Source organism: Mesorhizobium sp. L2C066B000 (assembly GCF_000502335.1).
Lineage (GTDB): Bacteria > Pseudomonadota > Alphaproteobacteria > Rhizobiales > Rhizobiaceae > Mesorhizobium.
This window is the reverse complement of the sequence record NZ_AYWZ01000004.1, coordinates 388833-414071: the sequence shown is the minus strand read 5'-3', so window position 1 is coordinate 414071 and position 25239 is coordinate 388833. Positions and strand designations below refer to the sequence as shown.

Annotated in this window: 20 protein-coding genes, 2 tRNA genes and 2 pseudogenes; 10 read left to right on the top strand and 14 right to left on the bottom strand. The window is 59.4% G+C overall.

What is annotated here, in order from left to right; translation table 11 throughout:
- Window positions 1–169: 169 nt before the first annotated feature.
- Window positions 170–2779, bottom strand: a complete 2610-nt coding sequence (locus tag X733_RS152030) for an AAA family ATPase (protein ID WP_031193258.1) — start codon at window positions 2777–2779, stop codon at window positions 170–172.
- 449 nt (window positions 2780–3228) lie between these two features.
- Between X733_RS152030 and X733_RS01000000166200 the strand changes: the two are divergent.
- The 9 genes and pseudogenes from X733_RS01000000166200 (at window position 3229) to X733_RS152050 (ending at window position 14161) form a co-directional block, all read left to right on the top strand.
- Window positions 3229–4448: pseudogene (locus X733_RS01000000166200) on the top strand (exonuclease SbcCD subunit D).
- A pseudogene (locus X733_RS1000000170770) lies at window positions 4445–4552 on the top strand (AAA family ATPase); the annotation flags it as partial. The pseudogenes X733_RS01000000166200 and X733_RS1000000170770, both read left to right, overlap by 4 nt.
- A 101-nt stretch (window positions 4553–4653) precedes the next feature.
- Window positions 4654–7521, top strand: a complete 2868-nt coding sequence (locus tag X733_RS01000000166195) for an AAA family ATPase (RefSeq protein WP_023818700.1) — start codon at window positions 4654–4656, stop codon at window positions 7519–7521.
- A complete protein-coding gene (locus X733_RS1000000170765) occupies window positions 7518–7913 on the top strand; it encodes a hypothetical protein (RefSeq protein WP_023818699.1) in 396 nt (131 codons plus the stop codon). Before X733_RS01000000166195 ends, X733_RS1000000170765 begins: the two co-directional genes overlap by 4 nt.
- 371 nt (window positions 7914–8284) lie before the next feature.
- On the top strand, window positions 8285–8521 hold the full coding sequence (locus X733_RS152035; RefSeq protein ID WP_023818698.1) for a multiubiquitin domain-containing protein: 237 nt from the start codon (window positions 8285–8287) through the stop codon (window positions 8519–8521).
- A 373-nt stretch (window positions 8522–8894) separates the two neighbouring features.
- On the top strand, window positions 8895–10235 hold the full coding sequence (locus tag X733_RS152040) for a ThiF family adenylyltransferase (RefSeq protein ID WP_023818697.1): 1341 nt from the start codon (window positions 8895–8897) through the stop codon (window positions 10233–10235).
- Window positions 10208–11740: a phosphotransferase gene (locus tag X733_RS152045; RefSeq protein ID WP_023818696.1), complete on the top strand. Its 1533-nt coding sequence runs from the start codon at window positions 10208–10210 to the stop codon at window positions 11738–11740. Before X733_RS152040 ends, X733_RS152045 begins: the two co-directional genes overlap by 28 nt.
- A gap of 804 nt (window positions 11741–12544) precedes the next feature.
- Window positions 12545–12838 (top strand): helix-turn-helix domain-containing protein, encoded by a 294-nt coding sequence (locus X733_RS0134650; RefSeq protein WP_023818694.1) that lies wholly within the window; start codon window positions 12545–12547, stop codon window positions 12836–12838.
- Window positions 12839–14161 carry a type II toxin-antitoxin system HipA family toxin gene (locus X733_RS152050; protein WP_050588651.1) on the top strand — a complete coding sequence of 441 codons (1323 nt, stop codon included), beginning with the start codon at window positions 12839–12841 and terminating at the stop codon, window positions 14159–14161.
- A 264-nt stretch (window positions 14162–14425) separates the two neighbouring features.
- Here X733_RS152050 and X733_RS152055 read toward each other — a convergent pair whose 3' ends face one another.
- The 11 genes from X733_RS152055 to X733_RS152105 form a co-directional block, all read right to left on the bottom strand.
- Window positions 14426–15736, bottom strand: coding sequence for an integrase arm-type DNA-binding domain-containing protein (locus tag X733_RS152055; RefSeq protein ID WP_023747221.1), 1311 nt, complete (start codon window positions 15734–15736; stop codon window positions 14426–14428).
- A gap of 212 nt (window positions 15737–15948) precedes the next feature.
- A tRNA-Phe gene (locus X733_RS152060) sits at window positions 15949–16024 on the bottom strand.
- Between the two features lie 213 nt (window positions 16025–16237).
- Window positions 16238–16429 carry a DNA gyrase inhibitor YacG gene (yacG, locus tag X733_RS152065; RefSeq protein ID WP_023669280.1) on the bottom strand — a complete coding sequence of 64 codons (192 nt, stop codon included), beginning with the start codon at window positions 16427–16429 and terminating at the stop codon, window positions 16238–16240.
- A complete protein-coding gene (locus tag X733_RS152070; RefSeq protein WP_023753867.1) occupies window positions 16426–17052 on the bottom strand; it encodes a Maf-like protein in 627 nt (208 codons plus the stop codon). Before X733_RS152070 ends, yacG begins: the two co-directional genes overlap by 4 nt.
- 19 nt (window positions 17053–17071) lie before the next feature.
- A complete protein-coding gene (gene infA, locus X733_RS152075) occupies window positions 17072–17290 on the bottom strand; it encodes a translation initiation factor IF-1 (RefSeq protein WP_006200926.1) in 219 nt (72 codons plus the stop codon).
- A 185-nt stretch (window positions 17291–17475) separates the two neighbouring features.
- Window positions 17476–17940 (bottom strand): low molecular weight phosphatase family protein, encoded by a 465-nt coding sequence (locus X733_RS152080; protein WP_081740644.1) that lies wholly within the window; start codon window positions 17938–17940, stop codon window positions 17476–17478.
- Window positions 17928–18413: a UPF0262 family protein gene (locus tag X733_RS152085; RefSeq protein ID WP_023669283.1), complete on the bottom strand. Its 486-nt coding sequence runs from the start codon at window positions 18411–18413 to the stop codon at window positions 17928–17930. Before X733_RS152085 ends, X733_RS152080 begins: the two co-directional genes overlap by 13 nt.
- A 6-nt stretch (window positions 18414–18419) precedes the next feature.
- Complete coding sequence (gene hisD, locus X733_RS152090; RefSeq protein WP_023818691.1) at window positions 18420–19712, bottom strand: histidinol dehydrogenase; 1293 nt, start codon at window positions 19710–19712, stop codon at window positions 18420–18422.
- 134 nt (window positions 19713–19846) lie between these two features.
- Window positions 19847–20281, bottom strand: coding sequence for a DUF2948 family protein (locus X733_RS152095; protein ID WP_023818690.1), 435 nt, complete (start codon window positions 20279–20281; stop codon window positions 19847–19849).
- A gap of 167 nt (window positions 20282–20448) precedes the next feature.
- Window positions 20449–21741, bottom strand: coding sequence for a UDP-N-acetylglucosamine 1-carboxyvinyltransferase (murA, locus tag X733_RS152100; protein WP_023818689.1), 1293 nt, complete (start codon window positions 21739–21741; stop codon window positions 20449–20451).
- A gap of 142 nt (window positions 21742–21883) precedes the next feature.
- Window positions 21884–22078, bottom strand: coding sequence for a hypothetical protein (locus X733_RS152105; protein ID WP_023818688.1), 195 nt, complete (start codon window positions 22076–22078; stop codon window positions 21884–21886).
- A gap of 151 nt (window positions 22079–22229) precedes the next feature.
- On the opposite strand from X733_RS152105, the gene X733_RS152110 reads away from it, so the two are divergent.
- Window positions 22230–22304, top strand: a tRNA-Thr gene (locus X733_RS152110).
- A gap of 88 nt (window positions 22305–22392) precedes the next feature.
- Here the strand turns inward: X733_RS152110 and X733_RS152115 are convergent.
- Window positions 22393–24066, bottom strand: a complete 1674-nt coding sequence (locus X733_RS152115; RefSeq protein ID WP_023818687.1) for a DUF262 domain-containing protein — start codon at window positions 24064–24066, stop codon at window positions 22393–22395.
- Window positions 24067–24325: 259 nt separating this feature from the next.
- Entirely contained in the window at window positions 24326–25099 is a 774-nt protein-coding gene (locus tag X733_RS152120; protein ID WP_023818686.1) for a 3-oxoacyl-ACP reductase family protein, read from the bottom strand.
- Between the last annotated feature and the right edge of the window lie 140 nt (window positions 25100–25239).

Below are 25239 nucleotides of genomic sequence, written 5' to 3'. Positions count from 1 at the left end.
CAAATGAAAACCAGCATTGATCATTTGCCGGAGCACAAGCAGGAGCAACTGGCCGTTTGGTCGAAAGGAGGCTCTCGTCTGGTCGTCCGAGCGCATGGTCCATCCGCTCTCGCCAGTCAGCGGCTCGACACCAGGCGCGAACCCGTTCGCGCCCATTCCGTTGTAATTTCTAGTTCTTAGGCTTATCCGGTTTCGCCTTGGTGATGATCGCTTTGGCGCGCTCGACAAGCTGCCCCAGCTTTTCGATGGTCGGAGGAGCTTCTGTGCCGGCCTCCGTATGGCTATGGCCTTCCATCATGGCCGAACACATCTCGAATACTTCGATGATTTCTTCGATCAGGATCTGATCCCACATGACGCGACGAAGTGCTGTCACCATGATGCGGTCGTCCCAACGTCTCACAACTTGCTTGAGCAACAGGTGCGGCACCACTTCCTCGATTGTGCGCCGTAGCTGCCCGGCGCCCTTGCGCACCAGATCTACCCGAGCCGAGCCGAGGAGCTGTTGCGCTTGGGCCAACGTTTCTTCCGCCAGCTTGGTTTTGAGATACTGGGGCGTGGAAATTGGGGCGTCGTTAAGGCTGACGAATCCAGGTTTATCGTTGGCGCCTCTTTGAACCCAGTGCATCATTGGTTCGATCTGGGCTCTTTCCGCTGCGCCGCAAACCTTGGTGAAAAATAAGAGATCGTGTGTGAATATTATGACCTGCCGGCTCTTTGCCTCCTCAACCAGCCGGCTAGCGATACGTTCCTTGCGCTGATGGTCCTGGGAATTTACCGGATCATCAAAAATCAGCCCGGCATTGAGCTCATTGAGAGCGGCCTCAGTCAGAAAGTCCGCCAAGGCAACGGCCCTTTGCTCACCCTCACTCAGGATTTGATCCAAAGCGAATTCCTTGATGGCAAGCGAGCGGATCGTTTGCCCCTTTTGGCCCTTGGTGCGAAACTCAACCGGGATGGCACATTCGAGTCCGGAGCACTCTTGTCCGAGTCGCGATCTGTAGGTTTCTGCAATGACCCTTGAAAACAGTTCCCCCTCTTTCTCGGTGAGGCGGCGGGGGCTCAAAGCCGGCTTGGCCTTAGAGTCAGCGACCTCACACCATTTGAGATCCGATACGTATTTTTCGATGTCATCGAGATTCTTGCTTAGAACTTCGCGATGACGAAGCTCCACCCTCTCTGCGTCGAGCTTGGCGATGGCATCCGCGACACTGAGAAGCTTCAAATCTGCTATATCCGCGTCAATCTTTGTAATCACAGCCTCAAATGCTGGCGTCAAATCCATGGTGCCGTCGCCTGGAAATGTCTCTCCTGCCTTTTGCAAGGCTACAACGATGGCATCTCGGTCAAGCTTCAGGATGGCAAGGAGCTGAATAATCTGCTCATCGAGTGAGGGATGCGCAGCCTTGAGATATGTTCGCGCAACCGTGTCTTCGCCGAAAATATCGAGGGTTAGGCTCTCGAAACCTTTGATCTTGGCCTTGATCTTGGTGTCCAAGGCCATCAGCGCCGTTCGGTCCGTACTGGTGAGGAATTCCCAGTATCGCCCGAAGAGTTCAATGGCCTGGTCGCCTAACGGTTGCTGGCAAAGCAAACAACTGTCACCGTCGTTTGGATAATGATCGTGTTCAACGGCAGCCGACTTGTAAGCGGCTGTAATGAGTTTTTCCCATTCCGGCCCACCGGCACCCTTCAGCTTTTCCGATTTGAACGATGCCGTACCGGTTGCCGCTACTTTCTTGGCAGTGTCGTTGAATTCCCTAAGTAGGCTTTTTGCCCCATCCCGCTCAGTCTTCGAAAGACCTGCGCGTACCTGCTTTAACGTGTCACGCAGAACCTCGACCGGCATACGCGCTTCCGTGAGCCGTCGAATGCTCTCCTCCGGCGAGGTGGACTGCAATTCCAACGTCAAACGCTGGATTTCCTCAAGTCGGGCATCTTCGTCCTTACCGTACTCGGCTAGCTTCCGTAGAGCCACCAGGTCGGTCTTTGGCCCCAGTGCAGCAACCGCCGCCGAAGCGGCCGTTACGTTTCCGATGAAAGCGTTTACGAAGCGATTTTGCTTTGGTCGCACATCGATGGCGGCGGCCAGCTTCTGAGCCAACAGACCATACACCCTCGCCATCTCGGGAAATACGTCAAAACCTGCCGGCTTGAAGCCAAGAGGTCCCGAGTCGGACAAATGCTTTCCCGCCACCGAACTGTCGAAAACTGCAAAAGACCTCTTCAGCTCGGCATGCTCCGTCGTTCCATCGAAGACGAGTGGGATTTCGTTGCCAGCGTGATCGACCAAGACAATGGTGGCCGAGGCTTTTCTTGGAGCGGTATCATCATAAATGTCGGGAATGATCGCGTGCCGAGTTCTGCTGAAACACACATTCGTCAGGATGCGCGCAAAGCCGCTTTTTCCAGCACCATTTCCACCATAGATGAGCGTCAGTTGGGGCGAAAAAGCCAGCTCGGCAGATGGGGTCAGCGCATTTACGCCGCTGACGTCATGAATTCGCAAGAGCCGGGGTTTTTGGGAGGCGAGCCCGCTCGCTTTGCCGGTTATTGTTGCCGGAATCTCGAGCTTTGGACTTGGTTCGTCCGCCAGTCCGAATCCATGCAGGAAGACACTATAGACCTGCCCGATCTGCTCAGCAGCAAGAACGCCATAGCGCACCGCCCAAGCAAGTGTCAGCTTTTGCCAGGGCGAGAAATCCTTCGCCCAAATCTCCAGCTCATCCCAAACCGTCACCTGAGAGGGCGGGGCCGCCTGCACGTCCTGAACTGTCAATTTGTCTCCCCCGATCAGCCGTCACTCCGATAAGTAATCGGGACATAAAGTCAATCTCCAACCGGATCAGGCGATACTATTTTTCTTGTATCCAACACTTGAAGGTCCAGTACATGCCGACTGTGGTTTTTGTGACGCCATGAACCTAAGCCTCAGGTTTCTCCCTTGGCACATCGTGCTCGAATTGGCGTCGCTCGCAGGCATGCAAGAACGGCTTCGGTCGAGCGGTCGAAAGCATGACTGACGATCAACGAAAGCCGAGCGGCGTGAACCCATGCTCCGCAATGATGTGGTGGAGCTGGCAACGATACCGTCACCCGTTGTGGCCGGACGCCAAGCTCGGCCAGTTTCAACTCCATCCAGCGCGATAGAAAGCCAATACAGCGGCTTGAAATTCTTCTATCGGACCACGATCGAACACCGGTATGTTCGCAGCCGGAGACCGCTCAATGGCATTTCGATTCGTACACACGGCCGACATCCATCTCGACTCGAACTTGTCGGAGACGCCAGCCGCCAGGCATTCATTTCCACAGTTGACCTCTGCCTTACGGAACGTGTCGATGCACTGGTCATTGCCGGCGATCTCTATGATGGCGACCAAACATCCATGAAAACGGCGCGGTTTCTGGCATCGCAAATGACACGACTTCACCAGGCCGGCATCAAAGTTTTCAAGATCCGTGGCAATCATGACGCAATGTCGCGGATATCGAAACAGCTGGTATTCCCGGACGCGGTAACGATCTTCAGCGGCCGTTCCCAATCGGTGCTGCAAACAGCCGGCGGGCTGGACGTCATGTTCCATGGCTTGAGCTTCGCGAGCCCCAAAGCGCCGGACAGTCTGCTTCCCAAGTATTCAGCTCCGAGTGAAGGCGCGGTCAATGTCGGCATCATGCACACCAGTCTGGCCGGATCGCCCGGCCACGACGTCTACGCTCCCTGCAGCGTGGCTGACCTGCATAGCCATGGCTTCGACTACTGGGCGCTTGGGCACATCCACGTCCGCCAAGTCCATCCTGGGGCGAGCACCGTGGTGATGCCAGGAATTCCGCAGGGCAGGGACATCAACGAGGCCGGAGAGAAGTCCGTGACCCTGGTGACCATACGAGACGACCGCACCATTGAGATCGAGGAAAGGCTAACCGGTATCGCCCAATTCGAGCGTGTGAACGTCGACTTGACCGAAACGGTGGAATGGTCCGAAGTCGTCGGGCGAGTCCGCTCCGCGCTCGAGGATATTCGCGCCTTCGTCAGATCCCGTCATGTTGTCGTCCGTCTCGGCCTGACCGGGGCGTCACCTTTGTCCTGGGCGCTGATCCGTGACCGCGACCTGCTGCTCGCAGAAGCTGAGCAGGTCGCTGAACAGACGGGAGACACCTGGGTGGAGAAGCTCGAGCTTAACGTTTCTCCATCCGCAGCCGAAACATCCGAGGGCGTCGCTGATCCGATTTTCGAACTCGCTCAATCTATGCGCGCTGATGCCAGCTCGGAAGCTTTCCGTGCCGAGGCGAGGGCGTTGGTCCAGAAGATGATCTCGGACCTTCCGCCTGACGGGCGCGATTTCGCCGGCAAGGACGAGGCTGGGCTGGAGTTATTCCTCGACAGGGTGCTTGCCAACGGCGCCGACCTGGTCACCGCCCGCCTCAAGGCCAGTGGGTCACAATGAGGCTCAGGCGACTTGATCTCATCCGTTATGGCAAGTTCACCGACAGGACGATCGACTTCGGGCCAAAACCGAAATCCGGTCCCGACCTGCATATCGTCTTCGGCCTGAACGAAGCCGGCAAGTCGACCGCGCTTTCCGGCTATCTCGATCTGCTGTTCGCATCGAGGAACGCAGCCGCTACAATTTCCTGCACGAGTACAGCGCGATGCGCATCGGCGGTGTGCTCGAACTTGGCGGTGCGGAGCACTCGTTCACACGCACGAAACAGCGCAACAACTCATTGCTTAACGAGACTGGCCAACCGGTCAGCGAAATGGCGATTTCAGCACATCTCGTCGGGCTGTCTCGCGACGCATACGAGACCATGTTCTCGTTGGACGACGAAACGCTGGAAGCAGGTGGAAAATCAATCCTGGAATCGCGCGGCGACCTGGGCAAGCTGCTATTCACGGCCAGCGCCGGCCTTGGGCACGCAAGCGATACATTGAGCGTGCTGGAGGCCGAAGCGGACAGGCTCTATCGCAAGCAGGCACACGGAACCGAGCTTGCGCTGCTCAAGAAGCGGCTTACGGAACTGAAGTCTGGGAGGGAGTCGATCGACACCTTGGCGTCGACGATCGAAACTCTCGAGACAGAGCGCCTGGACGCGACAGAAAAATACGACCGCAGCATCGCCGAACGGTCGGTGTTGTCGGCTCGGCTCGATGCGATCGCGAAGTATCTTCGCGCGACCCCGATCCTTGCCGATATCCGACGTAAGGAAGCCCAGCTAGCCGAGTTGCCTGAGATCGCTTCACCGTCACGGACCTGGACGGGCAGCGTCGCCGACATGATCGAGATCGACGCCAGCCTGAGAACGCGGCTATCCGCGAGTGCGGGCGAGCTCGAGCGGGTGACGACGAAAATCGCCTCGATCGATGTGGACGCCACGATCCTTGCGATTTCCGAATGGGTCCGCGGCTTGGCGGACCGCAAGGTGCGCCACGTGTCGGCCGGCCTGGACCTGCCAAGTCGCAGGACGGAGTTGCAGATCCTCAACAATGCCGTGACGACCTGCCTCGCCGCCTTGGGGAAATCCTCCGAGCCAGACCCTGCCAAACTGCTTTTGCCTGCTGCAACCATTGGCGCTGTGCGCACCATGGTCGAGCAGCGATCCGGGATCGTTACCAGCGTGCCCGTTGCGCGCGAGGAGGCCGCGGCAGCTGCTGATGCGCATCAGGCGGCACGCGAGCGGGTCGGCGAAGAACGGGCCGTGCCCGAGCCTGCCAGGGCGAGGCTGGTTTCGGCTTTGTCTACGGCAAGGGCCAGCGGGCACATGAGGGAGACCAAGGCGGCACGTCAGGCCGCAGATGCAGGTGCAATTCGATGGGAGGCCGCGAGCGCGCCCTTGCATCCCTGGTCGGGAGATGCGCAGGCATTGGCCAGGATCGCTATTCCGAATGCTGGGCGGCTTGGCGCATGGAAGGCGCTGGCCTCAGAGCTCGGTAAGAGCAGGGGCGTACTTTCCGAACGTCTTGCCGAGCACCAGGGCAATCACGATTTGCTTTCGGTGCGGCTGGATGCCCTTCGCCCCTCGGTCAATGTCAGCGATGATGAATCCGCCGCCGTCATTCGTCGCGCCCGGCATGAGGCCTGGGCACGGCATCGCGATGACCTCACTGGGGACACGGCGGACGAGTTCGCCGCAGCACTGGCTCGAGATGACAGTGTCGGAGCAGGCCGTCTGGCCAACGCACGGGAGCTCGTTGAGATTCGGACGGCAAGCCGCAGCCTCGCCGAAACTGCTGCCACCATCGCGCATGCGCGGGACCAACTTGCGCGCAACAGCTCGGACCGGGAGGCCGTACTCTCGGAAATTCGCGCAGCGGCAAGAGAGCTATTCGGAGAGTGCCTGGAAATTTCCTCCGAACGGCTGATTGAGCTGATCGAGAATCGCATTGCTGCCCGGACCGAAGCGCTCGCGGCCTGGGATGAAATCGAACTTGCCCGCAAGAGAACCGAGCGGGCGGCTAATGAGAGAGACCAAATACGCCTGGAGCTGAGCGGGGCCCTGGCGAGTGTCGGCGTCGGGTCAGATCCCGCCGACAGCCTTGAGACGGTCATCGCCGTGGCAGAGTTGTTCCTTGACAGGCAATTCAAGGTGGACGCCGAGCGTACCGAGACGCTCAACACCGTTGGTACACGGCAAGAGGATCTGGCAGCTAGGCGGCGAGCCGTCGACGTGGCAGAGCGACGTGAGGGCGAATGGCTGGCCGGCGTTGCCGAAGCGCTCAAGGGCACCTGGCTCGAGAGCGGCATATCGGCGGCCGGCGTCGGCAGCGTCCTCGATCAATTGGCTGAACTGTCCAAGAGTCTTCAAGACCGGGACGCCATGCAGCTCCGCATCGAAAAGATGGAGGCGGACAGGGACAGTTTCCTGGTTGAGGTTACCGCCGTTGCAGCCGAGGCGGGCGAGGTGGCGGACAACGAAGAACCGGAACAGCTAGCGATCCGACTTGCCGAGCGCCTGGAGCGCGCCGAACGCACGCGCGAGGCGAAGGCAAATCTCGTCAATGACCTGCAGCGCCTGCAGGAAGCGCGTGAGATCCTCGATGGCGAGATTTCGGCACATGAGCGCCGCAAGAGCGAGGTTCTAAGCGTCTTTGGCGTGGCCACGCTGGCGGACGTCGTGCAACGCGACGAACTCCTGCGCAACAGGGATCGCCTGCGCACAGCCGTCGCCGAACTTGAGGAGCAGGTATCGTCCGAACTCGCAGTGGAAGGGTTCGAGCAGGCGCGTTCGATATTGGATGCTGTCGATCTCGACAGTCTCGCAATCGAGAAGGCTGAGGCCGAGCAACGGCTTCGCGCTTCTGACGAGGCGATACAGCAACAACTCATTCGGCAGACGCGAGCGGCCGACAAGCTGGACGATATCGGCGGCGACAGCGCTGTTGCCCGCATAGATGCCGAGCGGCGCACGGTCCTTCTGGAGATCGAAGAAAAGGCGATCCGCTACATCGAGCTGAAATTGGGTTCATGTTCGCCGGGAACGCTCTGCGCGTCTATCGGGAGCGCCATCGATCCGGAATGATGGCGCGGGCATCCGACGCTTTCGCGCTTATGACGCGTGGCCAGTACTCAGGCCTGACAACCCAACCGGTCAAGGGTGGCGAAGTGCTGATCGCATTACAGCGGGACGGGCAGTCCAAGGTCGCGGACGCTCTGTCGAAGGGCGCGCGTTTTCAGCTTTATCTAGCCCTGCGGCTTGCAGGATATTACGAGTTCGCACAGTGTCGGCCATCCGTGCCCTTCATTGCCGACGACATCATGGAAACCTTCGACCATTTCCGGTCAGAGGAGGTTTTCCGGTTGTTTGGAGAGATGGCGAGTGCCGGTCAGGTAATCTACCTCACGCATCATCAGCACCTGTGCGAGATCGCCAAGACTGTTGTGCCGGGCGTAGCGATTCATAATCTCGGATGAGATTGGACTTTACTTGATGCGTTGCTGACATACCGTGCCGTTCGATGTTTGGCCTTAGCTAGTCTAATCGACATTCCAAGCGCCGGTCCGCTTTGCGCCCAATGTCGTTCTTAGAGTCAGCCGTTGCCGCTGCCCGAAAGCAGACACCACATTGCTTTCTGCGTGAGGGCATCTGTCCGCCAAAAGTGGACATCCGTGACTGAGGCCCGGGGAGTTGTTAGCCCCAACAAGGGCTCGGAAATGCCCGGGCTGGCCGCACGGTACGCTTGTCAAGAAGAGGAGCGCCGCCGCCGATCTCTCGGAACGCGCCACTTCACGGTTAGACAAAATTCTGCTAGCGGACCAGAGCATGAACTGGACGGAGAGCTGAGATGGCCAAGGAAGATCACCCGCGTTTCTCGATCCACATTGATGGCCAGCACTTCGAGGTTGAGCAGACAACCATGACCGGCGCCCAGCTCAAAGAGCTCGCTCAGAAGGACCAGCAGTACCAGCTCTTCCTAGAGGGGCATGGCAACGATCCGGATGAAGTTGTCGGGGATACCTCTGCTGTATCTATCAAAAATGGGATGCACTTTTACACTGTCCCTCCGGCGACGTTTGGCTGATGTCGATTATCGAAGAACAATTCGCGGCATTGAGGGCGCGTTTTCCGAATGCGACAATCGCGAAACAAGCTAATGGAACGCAGGTCGTTACTATTCCGGCGGTGCCCGTGCCGGCCGGTTGGAATGTCGCCGAGGTCGACCTCTCCCTCGTAGTGCCCGCAGGCTATCCTCAGGCGGCGCCAGATTGCTTTTGGACGTCTCCTGACCTTCGTTTGGAGAACGGCACGCCCCCGCAAAACACCGGTATCCAGGACGTACCCGGTATCGCGCCTGGGTCCGTTTGGTTTTCTTGGCATCCGGTCAGGTGGGATCCCAATAGCGACAATCTTGGAACATACGTGAACGTTGTCAGGCAGCGCCTCAGAGAGGTTCGATGACGTCCTTCGTTTTCGCCCCAGAACAGTGGAGCAATCTGCGCACCGCTCTATTGGCGGATGCGAATAGGGAGACGGCGGCCGCCCTCGTAGTCGTTGGCGGCAACTATGATGGGGGCGTCCGTGTTGTTGTGCGCGACATCGAGGTGGCGGAGGCTGACGATTACCTTGAGAGAAGTGGCAGCATCGCATCGCTGAGTCCGAGTTTCGTAGCCCGGGCGTTGAAACGCGCGCGTCTGCTCGGAGGCGGTCTCGTTCTCGCGCACAGCCATCCAGCCCAGCAGGACGTTCATTTTTCATCGGTCGATGACCTGGCGCAGAAGACGCTTGCCCCTTCGCTTTTCGCCCGCACACCGGGGCCCCACGGCTTTCTGGTCGTGGGCCCCGGCGGTTTTGAAGCCCGACTGTTCGATGAAGAGGGGAAGACCCTCTTCGAAGTCGACGCTATCCAAGAAATCGGCCGCGTTGTGAACTACATCGGCCGCCGCCTGCCTGACGCGGAGCCACTGGAGCCGTTTTTTGACCGAAACGTTCGGGCATTCGGGCGTGACGGGCAGCTGCTGCTGTCGCAGCTGCGGATCGGTGTGGTCGGAGTCGGCGGGACCGGCTCCATCGTCGTTGAGGAATTGTCGCGCCTTGGCGTTGGACGAATACTCTTGATCGATCCAGAGATCGTTGAGGAGACCAACCTGAATCGACTGATCGGTGCCACCGGGGAGGACGTCGGTCAACCAAAGGTCACCGTCGCGGCCAGAGCCGCGTCGCGTGCGCGAAGCACTATAGTGGCAAAGGGTATTTGCGGGTCTATACTCGAAGAGGATGTTGGGCGCTCTCTTCTCGATTGCGCATTTGTGTTTTGCTGCACCGACTCCCACGGCAGCCGCGCGGTTCTCAACCAGCTTTCCTACCAATACCGCCTGCCCATGATTGATGTAGGGGTCCGGATCGACGCCAAGAGTGGCGTGGTGGCAGCGATGTCTACGCGGGTGCAGATGCTCGCGGAGCGCCTTGCGTGCCTCAATTGCTATCCACTGCTCGATCCGAATGCCATTCGACGGGACCTGATGGTTGACCCATCGACCGATCCGTACATCGTTGGCACGTTCGAACCACAACCTGCTGTCATCTCGATCAATGCGGCCACATCGTCAATGGCCGTTTCCATGTTTCTCTCTGCCATGGTCGGCTTCCCAGGCGATGCCCGACACGTGGTAGGCAGGCCGATCGAAGGGATCGTACGTCCGGTGAAGTCGAGCCCTAATCCTTCATGCGTCGTGTGCGGAACGCTGTACGCGCTCGCAAAGGGTGACACATGGCCGATGATCTGGCGACAGTCATGACGGCGGGAGGTCGAACCAAGGTCTATGTGATTGGTGATCTTCCAGATGCAGCGGAGTTCGTCAACCGGCGCTTAGCGCTTGAACCTTACAAGACCGTAGACGAGCTGGCTGGCCCGGGTCCGCGGGCCCTGCTGATCCAGGCCGGTAACCTGAGGACACCACAAGAGGAACAGAAGCTCGCGAAGCGCCTGGCCCGTAACCTGATTACGGCGGCGCAATCCCAGACCCTTGTCGTCGTGCTATGCAATCCAGGCGAAGAGGCCCTCGTTCAACACACCCTGAGTTCAGTTGCGTCTTCGCTAGCGCAGTTCGCACGTCCAACGCGCGAAACGGAGCCTCCGTCATCCGTGATTACACAAGTGGTCGTACGCACACGGTTGGCCCTGCCCATGGTGGCAGAGGAGATAGCACGATGCGACTGCGGCCCTGCTCAGAACAGCGCCTTAGCGATCACGATTCAGGGTGGCGGCGTTCCCGATCTGGATCCTGAGATCGAGTTGCTCTTTCGGCGCGCCTTCGCTGATTTCGCGAAGATTGAGATCAAGAGAGAAGACGGTGGCCGCTCCCGGATCGACGGTGTGTGGAGCGTGCTTCCCACCTTGTACGATGGAACCATCCGACGCCCGTTCGCCGTTAAGTGTGGGCCAGCAGCAAGCATCGGCATCGCAATTAACACCCACGCGGAGGTCGCCGACCACGTACCCTTTCGCGGATGCGCTCCACTATGCCCCGAGCGTTGCGTGCGCGGCAGCACGCGCCGCTTCGCGGTCTTCCGTTTCATTGAAAGCGCAACACGTCTTGATACCGCCCTTCTTGGGCGAGATGCGACTGGCGCGGTCACCTCGATCTATACGGATCTGCTTGCGCACCTGCGGAGCCATGCCGTGACCTCTTCGGGGAGTTTCGAGACCTTCCTGCCAGAGGCCGGGTGGGAACCGCGTGACTTTGCAAAACAGCTGCCAATCACCTATGGGGCCGTTACTGCAGATGGTCATAGGGTCCTGCAGCCTGAGGAACTCAGAGCGAAGCTGTACGGGCTGCCGCCGCAATCTTGGCCCGTAGTTCGAGCTCATGGTGATCTCAACATCCGAAACGTGTTCGTGTATGATGGGACCTCAATGCCGGTGCTCATTGACTTCACATCCGACGTGCACTTCCCACTTTCATACGACTGCGCGCGGCTCGACGTGGGGTTTGGATTCGACGAAAGCTATGCTGGCCCGAACTTTCTCCCCGCCGAACTCTTGCTGTCTTTGTATAGTGGAGACCTGTTTTCGATGAACCTAGGAAATCGGCTTGGGCTTTCCGAGAGCGCGCGGCATCGCGTGGCAGCGCTCGAAGCGGTGAGAATGCAGGCTCTCGCCTCAGCAAAGCTCCATAATGTCGACATTCGCGCGGAGTACAACCTCGCTGTCTGCGCCTCCATTCTGTTCTATGCAAGGATGCCCGACGATCTCGGCAAGTGCGCCTATCGCTGCGTCTCGGCGCTTGTTGAAGAAATGTAGCCGATGGCACGCAGTTTGCGCCGAAAGGCGCAGCTCCGAGGAACGGTCGCGCATCAAGCCGATGCACTTGCGCTCGCAAGGGATGCGGGTGACGTTGTTGTGGTAGCGCGGGGGGTGCCTCGCTCCCTCGTGATGCGCTGCCCAGACGGCTGCGGCGACATTCTCACAGTTAACCTCGACCCGCGCGCCGGCCCCGCGTGGCGCCTTTATCAGAAGGACGGGGCGATCACCCTATTTCCCTCGGTTTGGCGCGATACAGGGTGTAGGGCGCACTTCATTTTGTGGGATGATGTGGTCTTTTGGATTGGCGAGCCATGGCATTCGCACGAACGTGTGGAGCTTCGAGCGCGCGTTGCCGAGCGTCTATCCGATCATTTCCGCAGCTTTGCGGAGATCGCCGACGAGCTCAATGAGATACCTTGGTCCGTCCTCGTGGAGTGCCGCCGCCTCGTACTAGAGGGGCGAGCACTCGAAGGACGAGATGACCAGCAAGGGCTCTTCCGGTCTGCACATCAGACATTCCCCTTCTAAGTTGGCAGCGCTCGGGCGGCTCTCTGCTTCAGAAGGGCCGAGGTTGTTCGGCTCGCAGTAGGCCGAGCGTAGTGCGGCTGGTAATAGCTACCCTGTCGAAGGTTTGATCGCACATGCCGATAATGTTTGCGTGGCGCAATGAGTTATATAAGTTAGTATATGGAGATCGCCCATATGGGAACATATATAGCGAACATCGATATAGGAGCGCATATTGACACCTGTAATATACGAGTCTATATCAAGCTAGATCATACAGAAACCGTATACGCCATGAAGATCAGAACAGCTCGCGACATTGGAATCCTGATCAAGGAGGCCCGCACCCGGCGCGGCCTGTCACAGGCTGCCTTGGCCAAAATGATCACCACGACGCAGACGTGGGTGTCGTGGATCGAGAACGGCAAGCCCAGCGCCGAGATCGGCAACGTGCTGCTGGCGCTGACCACGCTTGGTGTGGAGATGGACTTTCAGATCCCGCCGGCGCCGACGTCGGCTGATCATCATGATAATGCCGATGAACGGCATGTCGACGATGACGACGACGAGATTCCCTACAAGCTCTAGATGACGATGATCATGATGAACCCGATCGACACCCTCGACGTCTATATCGCTGGCAGACCGGTTGGGGGGCTCCACCACCTGCAGGGCGGCAAGCTTTCGTTCTCCTATCACGAGGCATGGATGAAAGGCCGGGTGGCGATCCCGCTCTCCCTGTCCATGCCGACGATCACCAGGACCTACGAGGGCAAGGTCGTCGAGGCATTCCTCTGGGGCCTACTGCCGGATAATGAGCAGACCCTCGCCAGATGGGCGCAGAGGTTCCAGGTCTCCGCCCGAAACCCGTTTGCCCTGCTCAAGAATGTCGGCCGCGACTGCGCCGGCGCCGTCCAGTTCCTTTCGCGTGGCGACCAGATTTCCCGCGGCGAGAACGTGGAGTTGCTCACCGAGGCGCAGATCGGCGACCGCCTGCGCGATCTGCGCAAGGATGGTGCAGCGACCCGGCGCATCGGCGATCCTGGTCAGTTCAGTCTCGCTGGTGCGCAGGCAAAGACGGCGTTCCATTTCGATAAGGGCAGCAATCGCTGGGGGATCCCTCTAGGCGACACGCCCACGACACACATCTTCAAGCCGCCTTTGCCGCACTTGCACGGGCATACCGAGAACGAGCATTTCTGCCTGCAGCTTGCATCCAAGCTCGGCATGGACGCTGCACATAGCCAGGTTCTCGACTTCGCAGGCGAAAAGGCAATCGTTATCGAGCGCTACGACCGCCGCAACAACGAGGGCAAGACCATCCGCATCCATCAGGAGGACATGTGCCAGGCCCTGTCGGTGATGCCGACGCTCAAGTACGAGAACCAGGGTGGGCCAGGTATCACGACGATCTCCAGAAAGGTGCTGTCGGCCTCCCTCGACCCCGTCCAAGACCGTCAGATCTTCATGGCCGCGAACGTCTTCAACTGGATCATCGCCGGCACGGACGCGCATGCAAAGAACTACTCGATGCTGCTCGGAGCCCAGGGCGAGGCCCGCCTAGCTCCGCTCTACGACATCTCCTCCATTCTGCCGCACCTCGGGGGAGAGATCCAATCTGAGATGCGCGACCTTAAACTGGCGATGAAGATCGACAGAGTCTATCCCATCGAGGAGATCATGCCGCGCCACTGGGGGCGCTGTGCGTCCTCAGCAAAGGTTGGCGGCGAGTACACGGTGCGGACGATCCGCCATCAGCTCGCGGTGATGCCCGATATGGCATCGGAGTGCGCCCAAGAGCTTCGCCAGGAGGGGATCATCCATGAGATCGTTGGTCGCCTCGTCGACGCGATCGCGACGCGCATCAAGGGCTTGTCCCGGATCTATGGAGAGGAAGGTTGTGGAGGTTAAAGTCGGGCGGGGATAGCGGATCCACGGACTAATGCCGGCGAAACGGACGGACCGCACACTGCCCACGGGATTCTCGCTCTAATAGCGCGCGGCCCCGGGCCGGGTAGATGGCCGGTTTCGGAACCGGCCATCGGCAGCTTGAATGACGGAAATGGGGTCGGCTGCAGAACGGCAGCTTCCCGCCGAACGCGGTCAACTTTCTCTCCGGAAAATCTGACAATGCGGGCCTACGATTTGGCGTCGAGTTGTGGCGTTTTTCGACGGTCAGTATGATTTCCGGCGGTTGGAGATTTGTATCGGCGTTTGATGAACGGCCGCTGTTGGGTTCAAAGTGGATGGTCGCGTTGGTGTGTGGACAGCAGGCTTGCGGCGTCCCTCGATTGAGATCACCCGCAGGTTTTTGCTCTTGAGTTCATCCAGATAATCGGCCCACCACTGCATCATCTCGACGCGCTCGTCCCAGTGCTCTGCCCGGGCGTAGGCGCGCCGAACGTCGTTGTTCTCAATGTGGGCCAGCTGCCGCTCTATCGCGTCCGGATGCCACTTGCCGCATTCGTTCAGCAGAGTTGATGCCGTTGCTCGAAAACCATGCGCGGTAGCTTCTTCCTTGCTGTAACCCATACGACGCAGTGCGGCGTTAAGGGTATTGTCGGAAATCGGACGCGAAGCCGATCGAACACTAGGAAACAGCAGCGATCCATCACCAGAGATTTCTCTCAGTGAAGTCAGGACGCTGATCGCTTGCTTTGACAGGGGTATGCGGTGCGGCCGTCGCATTTTCATGCGTGCTTCAGGGATCGTCCACACCGAGCTTTCAAAATCGAACTCTTCCCATTCAGCGGCGCGAAGCTCGCCTGGGCGGGGAAACAGCAGCGCTATCAGCTTCAGACCGGCTCGCGTTGTAGGCTGTCCGTCAAATGCATGGATCGCCCTCAGCAAACCGCCCAAGGCCTTCGGATCGGTAATCGCGGCGCGAGACGTTACCTTCGGACTGATGAGTGCGCCTCTGAGGGCGAAGGTCGGATCTGTCTCGGCGCGTGCGGTCGCGATCGCGTATCGAAACACGCTGCCGATGGTGGAGCGCAGTCGCCTGGCCGACTCATATCGACCGCGAACCTCCACGCGACGGAGGGCGGTAAGGATGCTGGCCGGCTCGATCTCCCGAATGCACTTGTCGCCGATTATCGGATAGGCAAAGTCGAGCAGCCATTTGACCTTGCTGATCGTCCGGTCGGCACGTCCCTCCTTCTTCAGCTTGTCAACATATTCGTCCGCGATTGAGCGAAAGGAGTCCTTTGCCGAATCGGCCTTCCGCAAGCTGCGTTCCTTTCCAGGGTCGACGCCAGCTAGCAGGAGCCTTTTAGCATCATCGCGCGCCTCCCGTGCCTCGGCGAGAGAGATAAGGGGATAGCTGCCCAGCGCGAGCAGTTTCTGCTTGCCGTCAAAGCGGTAGGCGAGCCGCCAGAGGCGAGAGCCCGTGGGCTGTACCCATAGCTGCAGCCCGCCCCCGTCAGACAATTTCGCGAGTTTGGAAGCAGGGCGGGCGTTTCGACATTTCACGTCGGATAGGGCCATTCGTCAGGTCTCCCTTGGCTGTTTCGATACCATCAGGATGTCGAATACCAACGGAAATACCATCCCCCCGCCTCGTTGGATCAAATGCGCCCGAAGCGCTCTCTGTCACGCCTAATTGCGCAATGCGACAGCAAAAGATCAATAATTCCAGTCGCTTGCAGAAGCTGCAGCGTAGACGGTTCGGCTAAACGGAGTGTCGGGAGAAGAGGGGATGGTGCCCAGAGGCGGATTCGAACCACCGACACGCGGATTTTCAGTCCGCTGCTCTACCAACTGAGCTATCTGGGCCTCGCCGGCAAACGAGACATCGCCTGACCGGATTTCAGGAAAGCGCCGTGGGGCACCCCTTGAAAGCGCGTGGGTTATAGCACGGGAATCCGGCCTGTCCAGCGCCTAAGCGCTGATTTTCCGGGGCAATTGTCGCAGACAATACCGACGCCGGCAAAGCAGCAATCGCGTAAGTCGGCGAAGTGGAATTGCGCGGCCGGCACCGCCCAAACCCTACTTCGGCTCGTCGCTCTCGTCCTCGTCATCCCGCGCGGTGATCACATAGGCGCCCTTCAGCCAGCGGTTGAGGTCGATGTCCTTGCAGCGCTTCGAGCAGAACGGATAGGTCTCGCGCGCCGACGGCTTGCCGCATTCGGGGCAGGGGCGCTTCGGGCGAAGTGGTGTGACCTTGTCGTCCAGGCTCATGGCCGCGCGGTATGCCAGCTGGTGTGGACCTTGAAGCCTTCGCCCGAAAGCAGCGCCACCGTCTCGTAGAGCGGCAGGCCGACAATGTTGGTGTAGGAGCCGACCAGCTTGACGACGAACGAACCGGCGAGACCCTGGACGGCATAGCCCCCGGCCTTGCCGCGCCATTCGCCGGAGGCGACATAGGCGTCGATCTCCTCGCGCGGAAGCCGCTTGAAGCGAACCCTGGATTCAACCAGCCTTTGGCGCAGCTTGCCGCCCGGCGTAATCAGGCAGATGCCGGAATAGACCCGGTGCGAACGGCCCGAAAGCAGTCCAAGGCAATTGGCGGCGTCGTCCAGCGTCTCGGCCTTGGGCAGGATGCGGCGTCCGACCGCGACCACCGTATCGGCGGCCAGGACGAAGCTTGGCGCATAATCTTCCTCGCTTTTCAGCGACGCCAGCGCCTTCTCCGCCTTTTCCTTCGACAGCCGCTTGGCCAGCGAGCGCGGATGTTCGGCGCGCAGCGGCGTTTCGTCGACATCGGCCGGCAGCACGCGGCCCGGCTCGATGCCGGCCTGTTGCAACAGTTCGATCCGGCGCGGCGAACCAGAGGCAAGCACGAGCTTCTGCAGGATGCTCATCGCGGTTCGCGCCGGACTGTTACTTGAAACGGTAGGTGATGCGGCCCTTGGTCAGGTCATAGGGCGTCATCTCGACCAGGACCTTGTCGCCGGTCAGCACACGGATGCGGTTCTTGCGCATGCGGCCAGCCGTATGGGCGATGATCTCGTGTTCGTTTTCGAGCTTCACCCGGAACATCGCGTTGGGCAACAATTCCGTCACGACACCCGGAAACTCGAGGACTTCTTCCTTCGGCATTCGATACCTTTGCTTGGATTGCAGTTCCGGCGCCCTGGAGCGCCCAGGCCGGAATTTCGGCGGAACCTATATGATAATCGTGCGCTTGTGAACACGCTTAGATCGCGTCATATGCGACGCGCTCCAAGCTTTCGTTTTATGCATGCCGTTGTCTCAAAACCGGGACCGCTTTTGAGCGACATGCATCAATCCGCCGCGTTTTTTACCTCCGGAAGCAGAAAACGTCGGCTGATGCGCGCTTTCAGCCGTTCTCTCACGTCGCGATAGCTGGCCATGATCTGCTCGCGCCTGCCGCCGACATCGGTCGGATCCGGCATCGGCCAGTATTCGACGTCGACGGCAAGCGAGCGGGTGAGCTCGATCGCGGCGTGGTGGGCTTCCGGCGCCAGGGTGACGATCAGGTCGAAATAATCGTCCTCGAGATCGTCCATCGAGCGCGGCTGGCGCTCGCCCAGCGTCAGGCCCTCTTCGGCCAGCACCGCGTCGACGAACGGATCGCGCTCGCCCCTGTGCACGCCGGCAGAGGCGACGAAAGTGGCCGGCGGCAGCATGCGCCGCGCCAGCTGCTCGGCCATCGGTGAGCGCACGGCGTTCATGCCGCACAAGAACAGGATCGAGCGGGGCGCCCCAGTCAGGTCTAACCCCGCCAGTGCAGCACGCAGACCAGCGTGAACAGCCGCCGCGCCGTGTCGAAGTCGATGTCGATCTTGCCGGCCAGCCGGTCCATCAACGTCTGCGAGCCTTCATTGTGCAGGCCGCGCCGGCCCATGTCGATCGCCTCGATATGGCTTGGCGTCGAGGAGCGGATGGCGTCGTAATAGCTTTCGCAGATCAGGTAGTAGTCCTTGACGATGCGCCTGAGCGGCGTCAGCGACAGGATATGGGTGACGACATCAGCACCATCCTCGCGGGCGACCGCAAACACCAGCCGGGATTCGGCCAGCGAGAGCTTCAGCCGATAAGGCCCGGCGCCGTCATCATTGACCGGCTGAAAGCTGTTTTCTTCGATCAGGTCGAAGATCGCCACCGCGCGCTCATGTTCGACATCGGGCGTCGAACGGCCGATCGACTCGTCGAGCTCGACATCGATCAGCCTTGCGCGGGTTTGATCGCCGTCCGCCATCGCCGCCTACATGTTCAGCCGGATGGCGACGGAGCGGCCATGCGCGTCGAGGCCTTCCGCCTTGGCCAGCGCAATCGCCGCCGGCGCAAGTGCTCTCAGCTGCTCCGGCCCGAGCTTCAGGATCGAGGTGCGCTTGACGAAATCGAGCACCGACAGGCCCGAAGAGAAGCGCGCCGAACGCGCCGTCGGCAGCACGTGGTTGGAGCCGCCGACATAGTCGCCGATGACTTCGGGCGTATGGCGTCCCAGAAACACAGCACCCGCATTGCGCATCCTGGCCAGGAAGCCCTCGGCATCGTCGATGGCGAGTTCCACATGTTCGGCGGCGATGCGGTCGACCAGCGGCAGCGCGGCTTCGATGGTCTCCACCAGGATCACCGCGCCGAAATCGCGCCAGCTGGCAGCCGCCGTCTCGGCGCGCGGCAGGCTCAGCAATTGGCGCTCGACCGCCTGTTCGACTGCTTTTCCGAACGCAGGATCGTTCGTGATCAGGATCGATTGCGCCGACACGTCGTGCTCGGCCTGCGCCAGAAGATCGGCGGCGATCCAGTCGGGATCGTTGCTGCCGTCGGCCACCACCAGCACTTCAGACGGTCCGGCAATCATGTCGATGCCGACCGTGCCGAACACCTGGCGCTTGGCGGCGGCGACATAGGCATTGCCCGGTCCGACGATCTTGGCGACCGGCCGGATCGTCTGCGTGCCATAGGCAAGGGCGGCAATCGCCTGCGCGCCGCCGACGCGGTAAATCTCCAAAACGCCTGATATATCGGCTGCCACCAGCACCAGCGGATTGATGATGCCGCCCGGCGCCGGCACGACGATGACGATGCGCTCGACGCCCGCCACCCTGGCCGGCACGGCGTTCATCAGCACCGAGCTTGGATAGCTTGCCGTGCCGCCCGGCACATAGAGCCCGACCGCCTCGATCGCCGTCCAGCGCGAACCCAACTCGACCCCGGCGGCATCGGTATAGCGATCGTCCTTGGGCATTTGTCGCTCGTGATGGGATCGGATGCGGTCGCGCGCGAACTTGAGCGCATCGACCGTCTGCGGATCGGCGTCTTTGTAGGCCTGCGCGATGTCGTCCTTCGACACGGCAATGCCGAGGCTATTGAGGTCGGCCTTGTCGAATTTCAGCGTGTAGTCGACCAGGGCAGCGTCGCCCTCGGCACGAACCCGCGCAATGATGGCGCGCACGGCAGTGTCAACGTCTTCCGATACCTCCCGCTTGGTGGTCAGGAAGGCGGCGAAACGCTGCTCGAAACCGGCATCGGACTGGATAAGCGTAATGGCCATCGGCTGCGTCTAGATCGTGATGAGACTTGGTTGAAATCTCATCACGATCTAACCCTTTGTTGGAGCAAGATCTCTGGACAAACGATTCCCGTTTTGTCCAACAAAAACCGGCACCCACTTTTTGGGATCATGCTCTAGACCCTGTGCACCGGACGCGAGGTGGCTTCCCAGGCGCCGCCTATGTCGGCAAGCCGCGCCTCGATGCATTCGACGTCGAGCATGATCGCGCCGCCGCCGGAAAAGACCAATTCGACGATGCCGGCCGGCTTGCTGATTTCGATAAAGCTGATTGCCAGAAGCGACAGCACCTCGGTCGGCCGATCGCGGGCAATGCCGCTGGTCTTGGCGCCGAGCACGCGGTCGAAATGCAACACCGCCTGGCGCCGCTCATTGTGCTGGCTGAACAGCCCGGACTTCGCCTCCCAGACGAAGCGGTTCATGGTCAATATGAAACGCTTGGCCGAAGGCAGGTATTCGAGATCCGAGACCTTCATCACGGCGTCCTGGACGTGAGCCGAGACGATGCTCAGATCCTGATCGTCGAGCGCAATGAGTTTGAGGGCTGCCATGCCGAATGCACACCTGAAAGTTGGTTTCAGCCTTCTGTTAGGCGGTCTTTCCGGTCCGTGCAACCGCGACACAAACTCAACCCGAGGCTAGGGCCTCGGGTTTGAAGTGTTGGTAGCGAATGAAGGCAGCACCAGACGCCTGTCTGTCTGAAGCAACTGCCGTGCGGTCAAGCCGAAATCCGCTCGATCACCGCGCCGCAATTGGAGAGCTTTTCTTCCAGCCGCTCAAAACCGCGGTCGAGGTGGTAGACGCGGTTGACCGTCGTTTCGCCTTCGGCCGCCAGACCGGCGATGACCAGCGACACCGAGGCGCGCAGATCGGTCGCCATCACGGGTGCGCCCTTCAGCTTGGCGACGCCGTCGACGATCGCCGTTTGGCCGGACAGCGTGATGTGGGCGCCGAGCCGGGCCAGTTCCTGCACATGCATGAAGCGGTTTTCAAAGATGGTCTCGGTGATGCGCGACTTGCCCTTGGCCATGGTCATCAGGCCCATGAACTGCGCCTGCAGATCGGTCGGGAAGGCCGGAAAGGGCGCCGTCATGACGTCGACCGGCGAAATGCCGGCGCCGTTGCGCCGGACGCGAATGCCGGAATTGGTCGGCGTGATCTCGGTACCGGTCTGGGCAATCACATCCAACGCGGTCTGCAGCAGCTCGGGGCGGGCGCCTTCGAGCACGACATCACCGCCGGTCATGGCCACCGCCATGGCATAGGTGCCGGTCTCGATGCGGTCGGGGATGACGCGCACGCGCGCGCCCGACAGCGACTCGACGCCATCGATGGTGATAACAGGCGTGCCGGCGCCGGAAATTTTTGCGCCCATGGCGTTGAGGCATTCGGCGAGGTTGACGATTTCGGGCTCGCAGGCGGCGTTTTCCAGCACCGTCTCGCCCTTGGCGAGCGCCGCCGCCATCATCAGCACATGGGTGGCGCCGACGGAGACTTTCGGGAACACATAGCGATTGCCGACGAGGCGGCCGTTCCTGGTCTTGGCCAGCACATAACCAGTGTCGACATCGATGTCGGCGCCCAGCGCCTGCAGGCCTTCAAGGAACAGGTCGACCGGCCGCGTGCCGATGGCGCAACCGCCGGGCAGCGACACTTTCGCCTCGCCCATGCGGGCCAGCAGCGGGCCGATCACCCAGAACGACGCCCGCATCTTCGACACCAGATCGTAGGGCGCAGTCGTGTCGACGATGTTTCGGGCCGAGAAGTTGATGGTGCGCGAATAGCCCTCATTCTGCTTCTCGCGGCGGCCGTTGACCGAATAGTCGACGCCGTGATTGCCGAGAATGCGGATCAATTGCTCGACATCGGCCAGATGCGGCACGTTTTCCAGGGTCAGCGTGTCGTCGGTGAGCAGCGACGCGATCATCAGCGGCAGGGCCGCGTTTTTCGCGCCCGAAATCGGAATGCTTCCGGCGAGCTTGTTGCCGCCGACAATTCTGATGCGATCCATGAGAGAAATGTCCCCTCGGCCCGAAAGGCCGGTTTTCGTCAGTTTGAGTATCGGCCCGTCTAGACCATTGGCCGGCTTGGTTCAAGAAATAGGATTTCTGAGCCCTTTGGCCAAGGTGACGGGCCAGTGTGGCCGATATCGGTCAGTCCTTGTGCATTTTTTCTGCAGCAGCCAGGCCTTCCGGCCGCTGGTCAGCGTCGCCGGTGCGCCGCGAACGGGCCTGCGTCTTGCGCTTCATGAGATTGGCGCGCAACTGCTCGGCCAGCCGATCCTTGCGGCTGGTCCCGCCCTTTTTTGCCGGATCGGCCTTTTTCGGTGGAATGGTCTTGTCGTTCATCGTTCCGTTCCACCCATAACTGGCAGGGCCTGCCGTTCAAGGGGATAGCTAGCATTGCGGCGCCGCCATGTCAGCGAAACTTGTCTGGCAAAGGCTTTCACAGATGCCTTGCGCTTGCCGGTTCGATATGGCAGAAGCCCCGCCATCAGCGGCTGCGGTAGCTCAGTGGTAGAGCACTCCCTTGGTAAGGGAGAGGTCGAGAGTTCAATCCTCTCTCGCAGCACCAGATTTTCCATCTCCGCAAATTGGCAACAAGACCACTGGCGACTCACGATGGCAGCCAAGTTGCGTATCCGAGCCTCCCGCCTTACAGCCTAATTCTTCTCGCCCCACTCCCTCTTAACGAAACGTTCTATATCCGCAGCCCTCGCGAGAACGGCATCCTTGTTCCACTTTTTTCCATTTTCTAACGCCGTCCCTATCTTCGCCGCCTGCTTGAGCCCAGAAGCAACATATTCAGGCGCCTTTTCCTTCGGAGCTCGTGCACCAAGCGCGGAATTGAGGCCGGGGGGGAGCATGACTAAATTCCCTATGTTATGCACGTAACTCACACCAGAGCTTTGCGGTTGAATGTGCTCTATAGATTTTGATGGATCCACCATCCAAATTTTATTCCACTGGCCTTTGTTTATTTTCTCTCCTGCGACCTCGCAGAGATATTCTTCATATCGAAATAGCAAATAACGCAGCTCCTCCGCCCAGTCATCATACGAATAGTCCCAATACTCAGGGCCATAGAGGATGTCATCGATTGGATAATCTTCACCGATCTCCAAAAGCTGGGCTTTGATGTCGGCGGGCTTGAGGGTCTTTCGAATAATGTCGTGCCCAAGCCGGACGAACTCGCCCACTTTATGTCGGGCGTCCGCGCCCCCTAGGCCGTAGACGCGAAAAATCACCCGCTCCCATTGCTGCAGCAATTCAGCCTCGTTTTGCTTATCGAACTTTCGCAGGAGGATCGATATCGCCACAAACCGAGCCTGGGCAATTCGCGTAACAGCATTGTATCGAACATTCGCACTTAAATCCTGGACCGCCTCAACAACGTCAAAAAGATCTTTCGCTATGTGAATGATGGAAGGCAGTTTCGAACCAGCAGCCAACGTGAGTTCCGTGGCAGCGTCTTCCTGACTCAGAATTTTGTTAGGGCGAGCATCGCGCGTCCAAGTGCCAGAAAATCTAAGCGCTTCGTCTCCAAGATCGCTGCGTAACCCTAGAACGCGATATATAGCTTGCCATATACCCTGCATTTCGCGAAGTGCGTCCTTCCGGGAACCAACTTCGCCGTGCTCAAATAGAAGTGCCATCAGCTGGCTTTTGAGTTTATCAACCCATTTTACGTCTAGACCGCGACTATTGAGAACTTCAAATACTCTATAGACTGTCGCTTCGTCCAATATCTCATGGTATATGACGGACAATCTGTTTCTAATTAGAGCGACAAGCTCGACGAGAGAAGAACTTTCTCCCCACCCGACGACGAATCCATCGCATTCGTTTATGGCTTTCAATAAATTGACGTCTGCAGAAGTTGGGTGCTTAGGAGATATAATGGCTCCATTTTTCATGTATGTCGTAAAGACGTTGCTTGTGTCATGATTTGTTTGAAGTAAAATAAGAGAGTTATCGTCACTCTTCACAAGAAGTTCATTTATCTCCCGCCTCAGCCTCACCTCTTTTTCGTCATCGAGAGAAAGATGCTGAAAGATAGATTTTAAAAGGATTATTATCGTCGTTATTCGCTGCTGACCATCAACCAGCTCGACTTCTCTAAATTCATCCGCGCCGATCTGTCTTGTGTCTTTGCCGAGACCGACAACCGTGGCCATAAAATGATCACGCCCGGACCTGGCGACATCTCTGATATCATTAAAGAAGTCCGTTCTCTGCTTGGTACCCCAAGCGTAAGCACGTTGATATTCAGGTATCCGAAAAAGCCTACCGGATAGCAACCCGGCGATTTTTAGGTGCATTGGATTGAGTTGCATTAATATTGTCTCCCCACCACGATTTTGACGACACCATTTATATCGAAGCCCTTCCTGCGTCAGTGCTCATACGCTCACCGAAGTGCTAGCCTGCAATAGATAGAAAGAAATTGGTAGCCGTGCTCCGCTGACAAATCAATATTTGGATTCGGCGATTCATATTTAAGAGGTGGATAGAAGCTCTGCCAAGCGAGCCGCAGGGCTTCTTACACACCAGTCAATGCTTTCGGATCAATAAAGCGATCGAGAGTCGGTCGCTTCAAGCCACCGACCACCCGCCATCCATCAATATATTCGCCCCCGTGATCAGCGATGCCGCCGGCGACGCCAGGAACACCACGGTTCCCGCAACGTCGATCGGGTCGCCGATGCGGCCGAGCGGGATGTGGCCCAGCACATGCGCGTGGAACTCCGGCTCGGCCAGCGAGGGCCGCGTGCCGTCGGTCCAGATGAAGGTCGGCGCCACGCTGTTGACGGCTATTTTGTGCTGCGCCCATTCCGCCGCCAGGCAGCGGGTCAGGTGATTTATCGCCGCCTTGCTCATGCAATAGATCGCCTCGCCCTTCAGCGTCACCGTGCCGGCCTGCGAGCTGATGTTGATGATGCGCCCACCTTTCTGCGCAATCATCAGCTTTGCCACCGCCTGGGTGGTGAAGAACGTGCCCTTGAGGTTGACGTTCACCGTCAGGTCGAAATCTTCCTCGGTGACATTCTCGGCCAGGTTCTCCGGCCCCAGCCCGACATTGTTGACCAGAACGTCGATGCGGCCGAAGGCGGCGTGCGCTTCGGCAACGGCCTGTCGCACCGTGGCGAGATCGGTCAGATCCATCTCCACCGCCAGCGCCCGCCGGCCGATGCGCTCGATCTCGGCGACAAGCTCGGCTCCGTCGGCCTTGCTGCGCACACCGACGATCATGTCGGCGCCCGAGCCGGCGCAGGCCAGTGCACAGGCGCGGCCGATGCCGCGCGAGGCGCCGGTGACCAGCACCACCTTGCCGGCCAGATCGAATTTCGGCGTGTAATCCGTCGTCATCGCAAACCTCCCTTGCAAACCTTAGGCTGGCCGTAGCCGGCGGCCCGTGCCGAACACTATCCCGTCGCAAGGTGAAAGCCAGCCGACCTTGTGCCATTACCGATGACAAGAACACAGCTCGCCCAAGGACTTGCCATCGG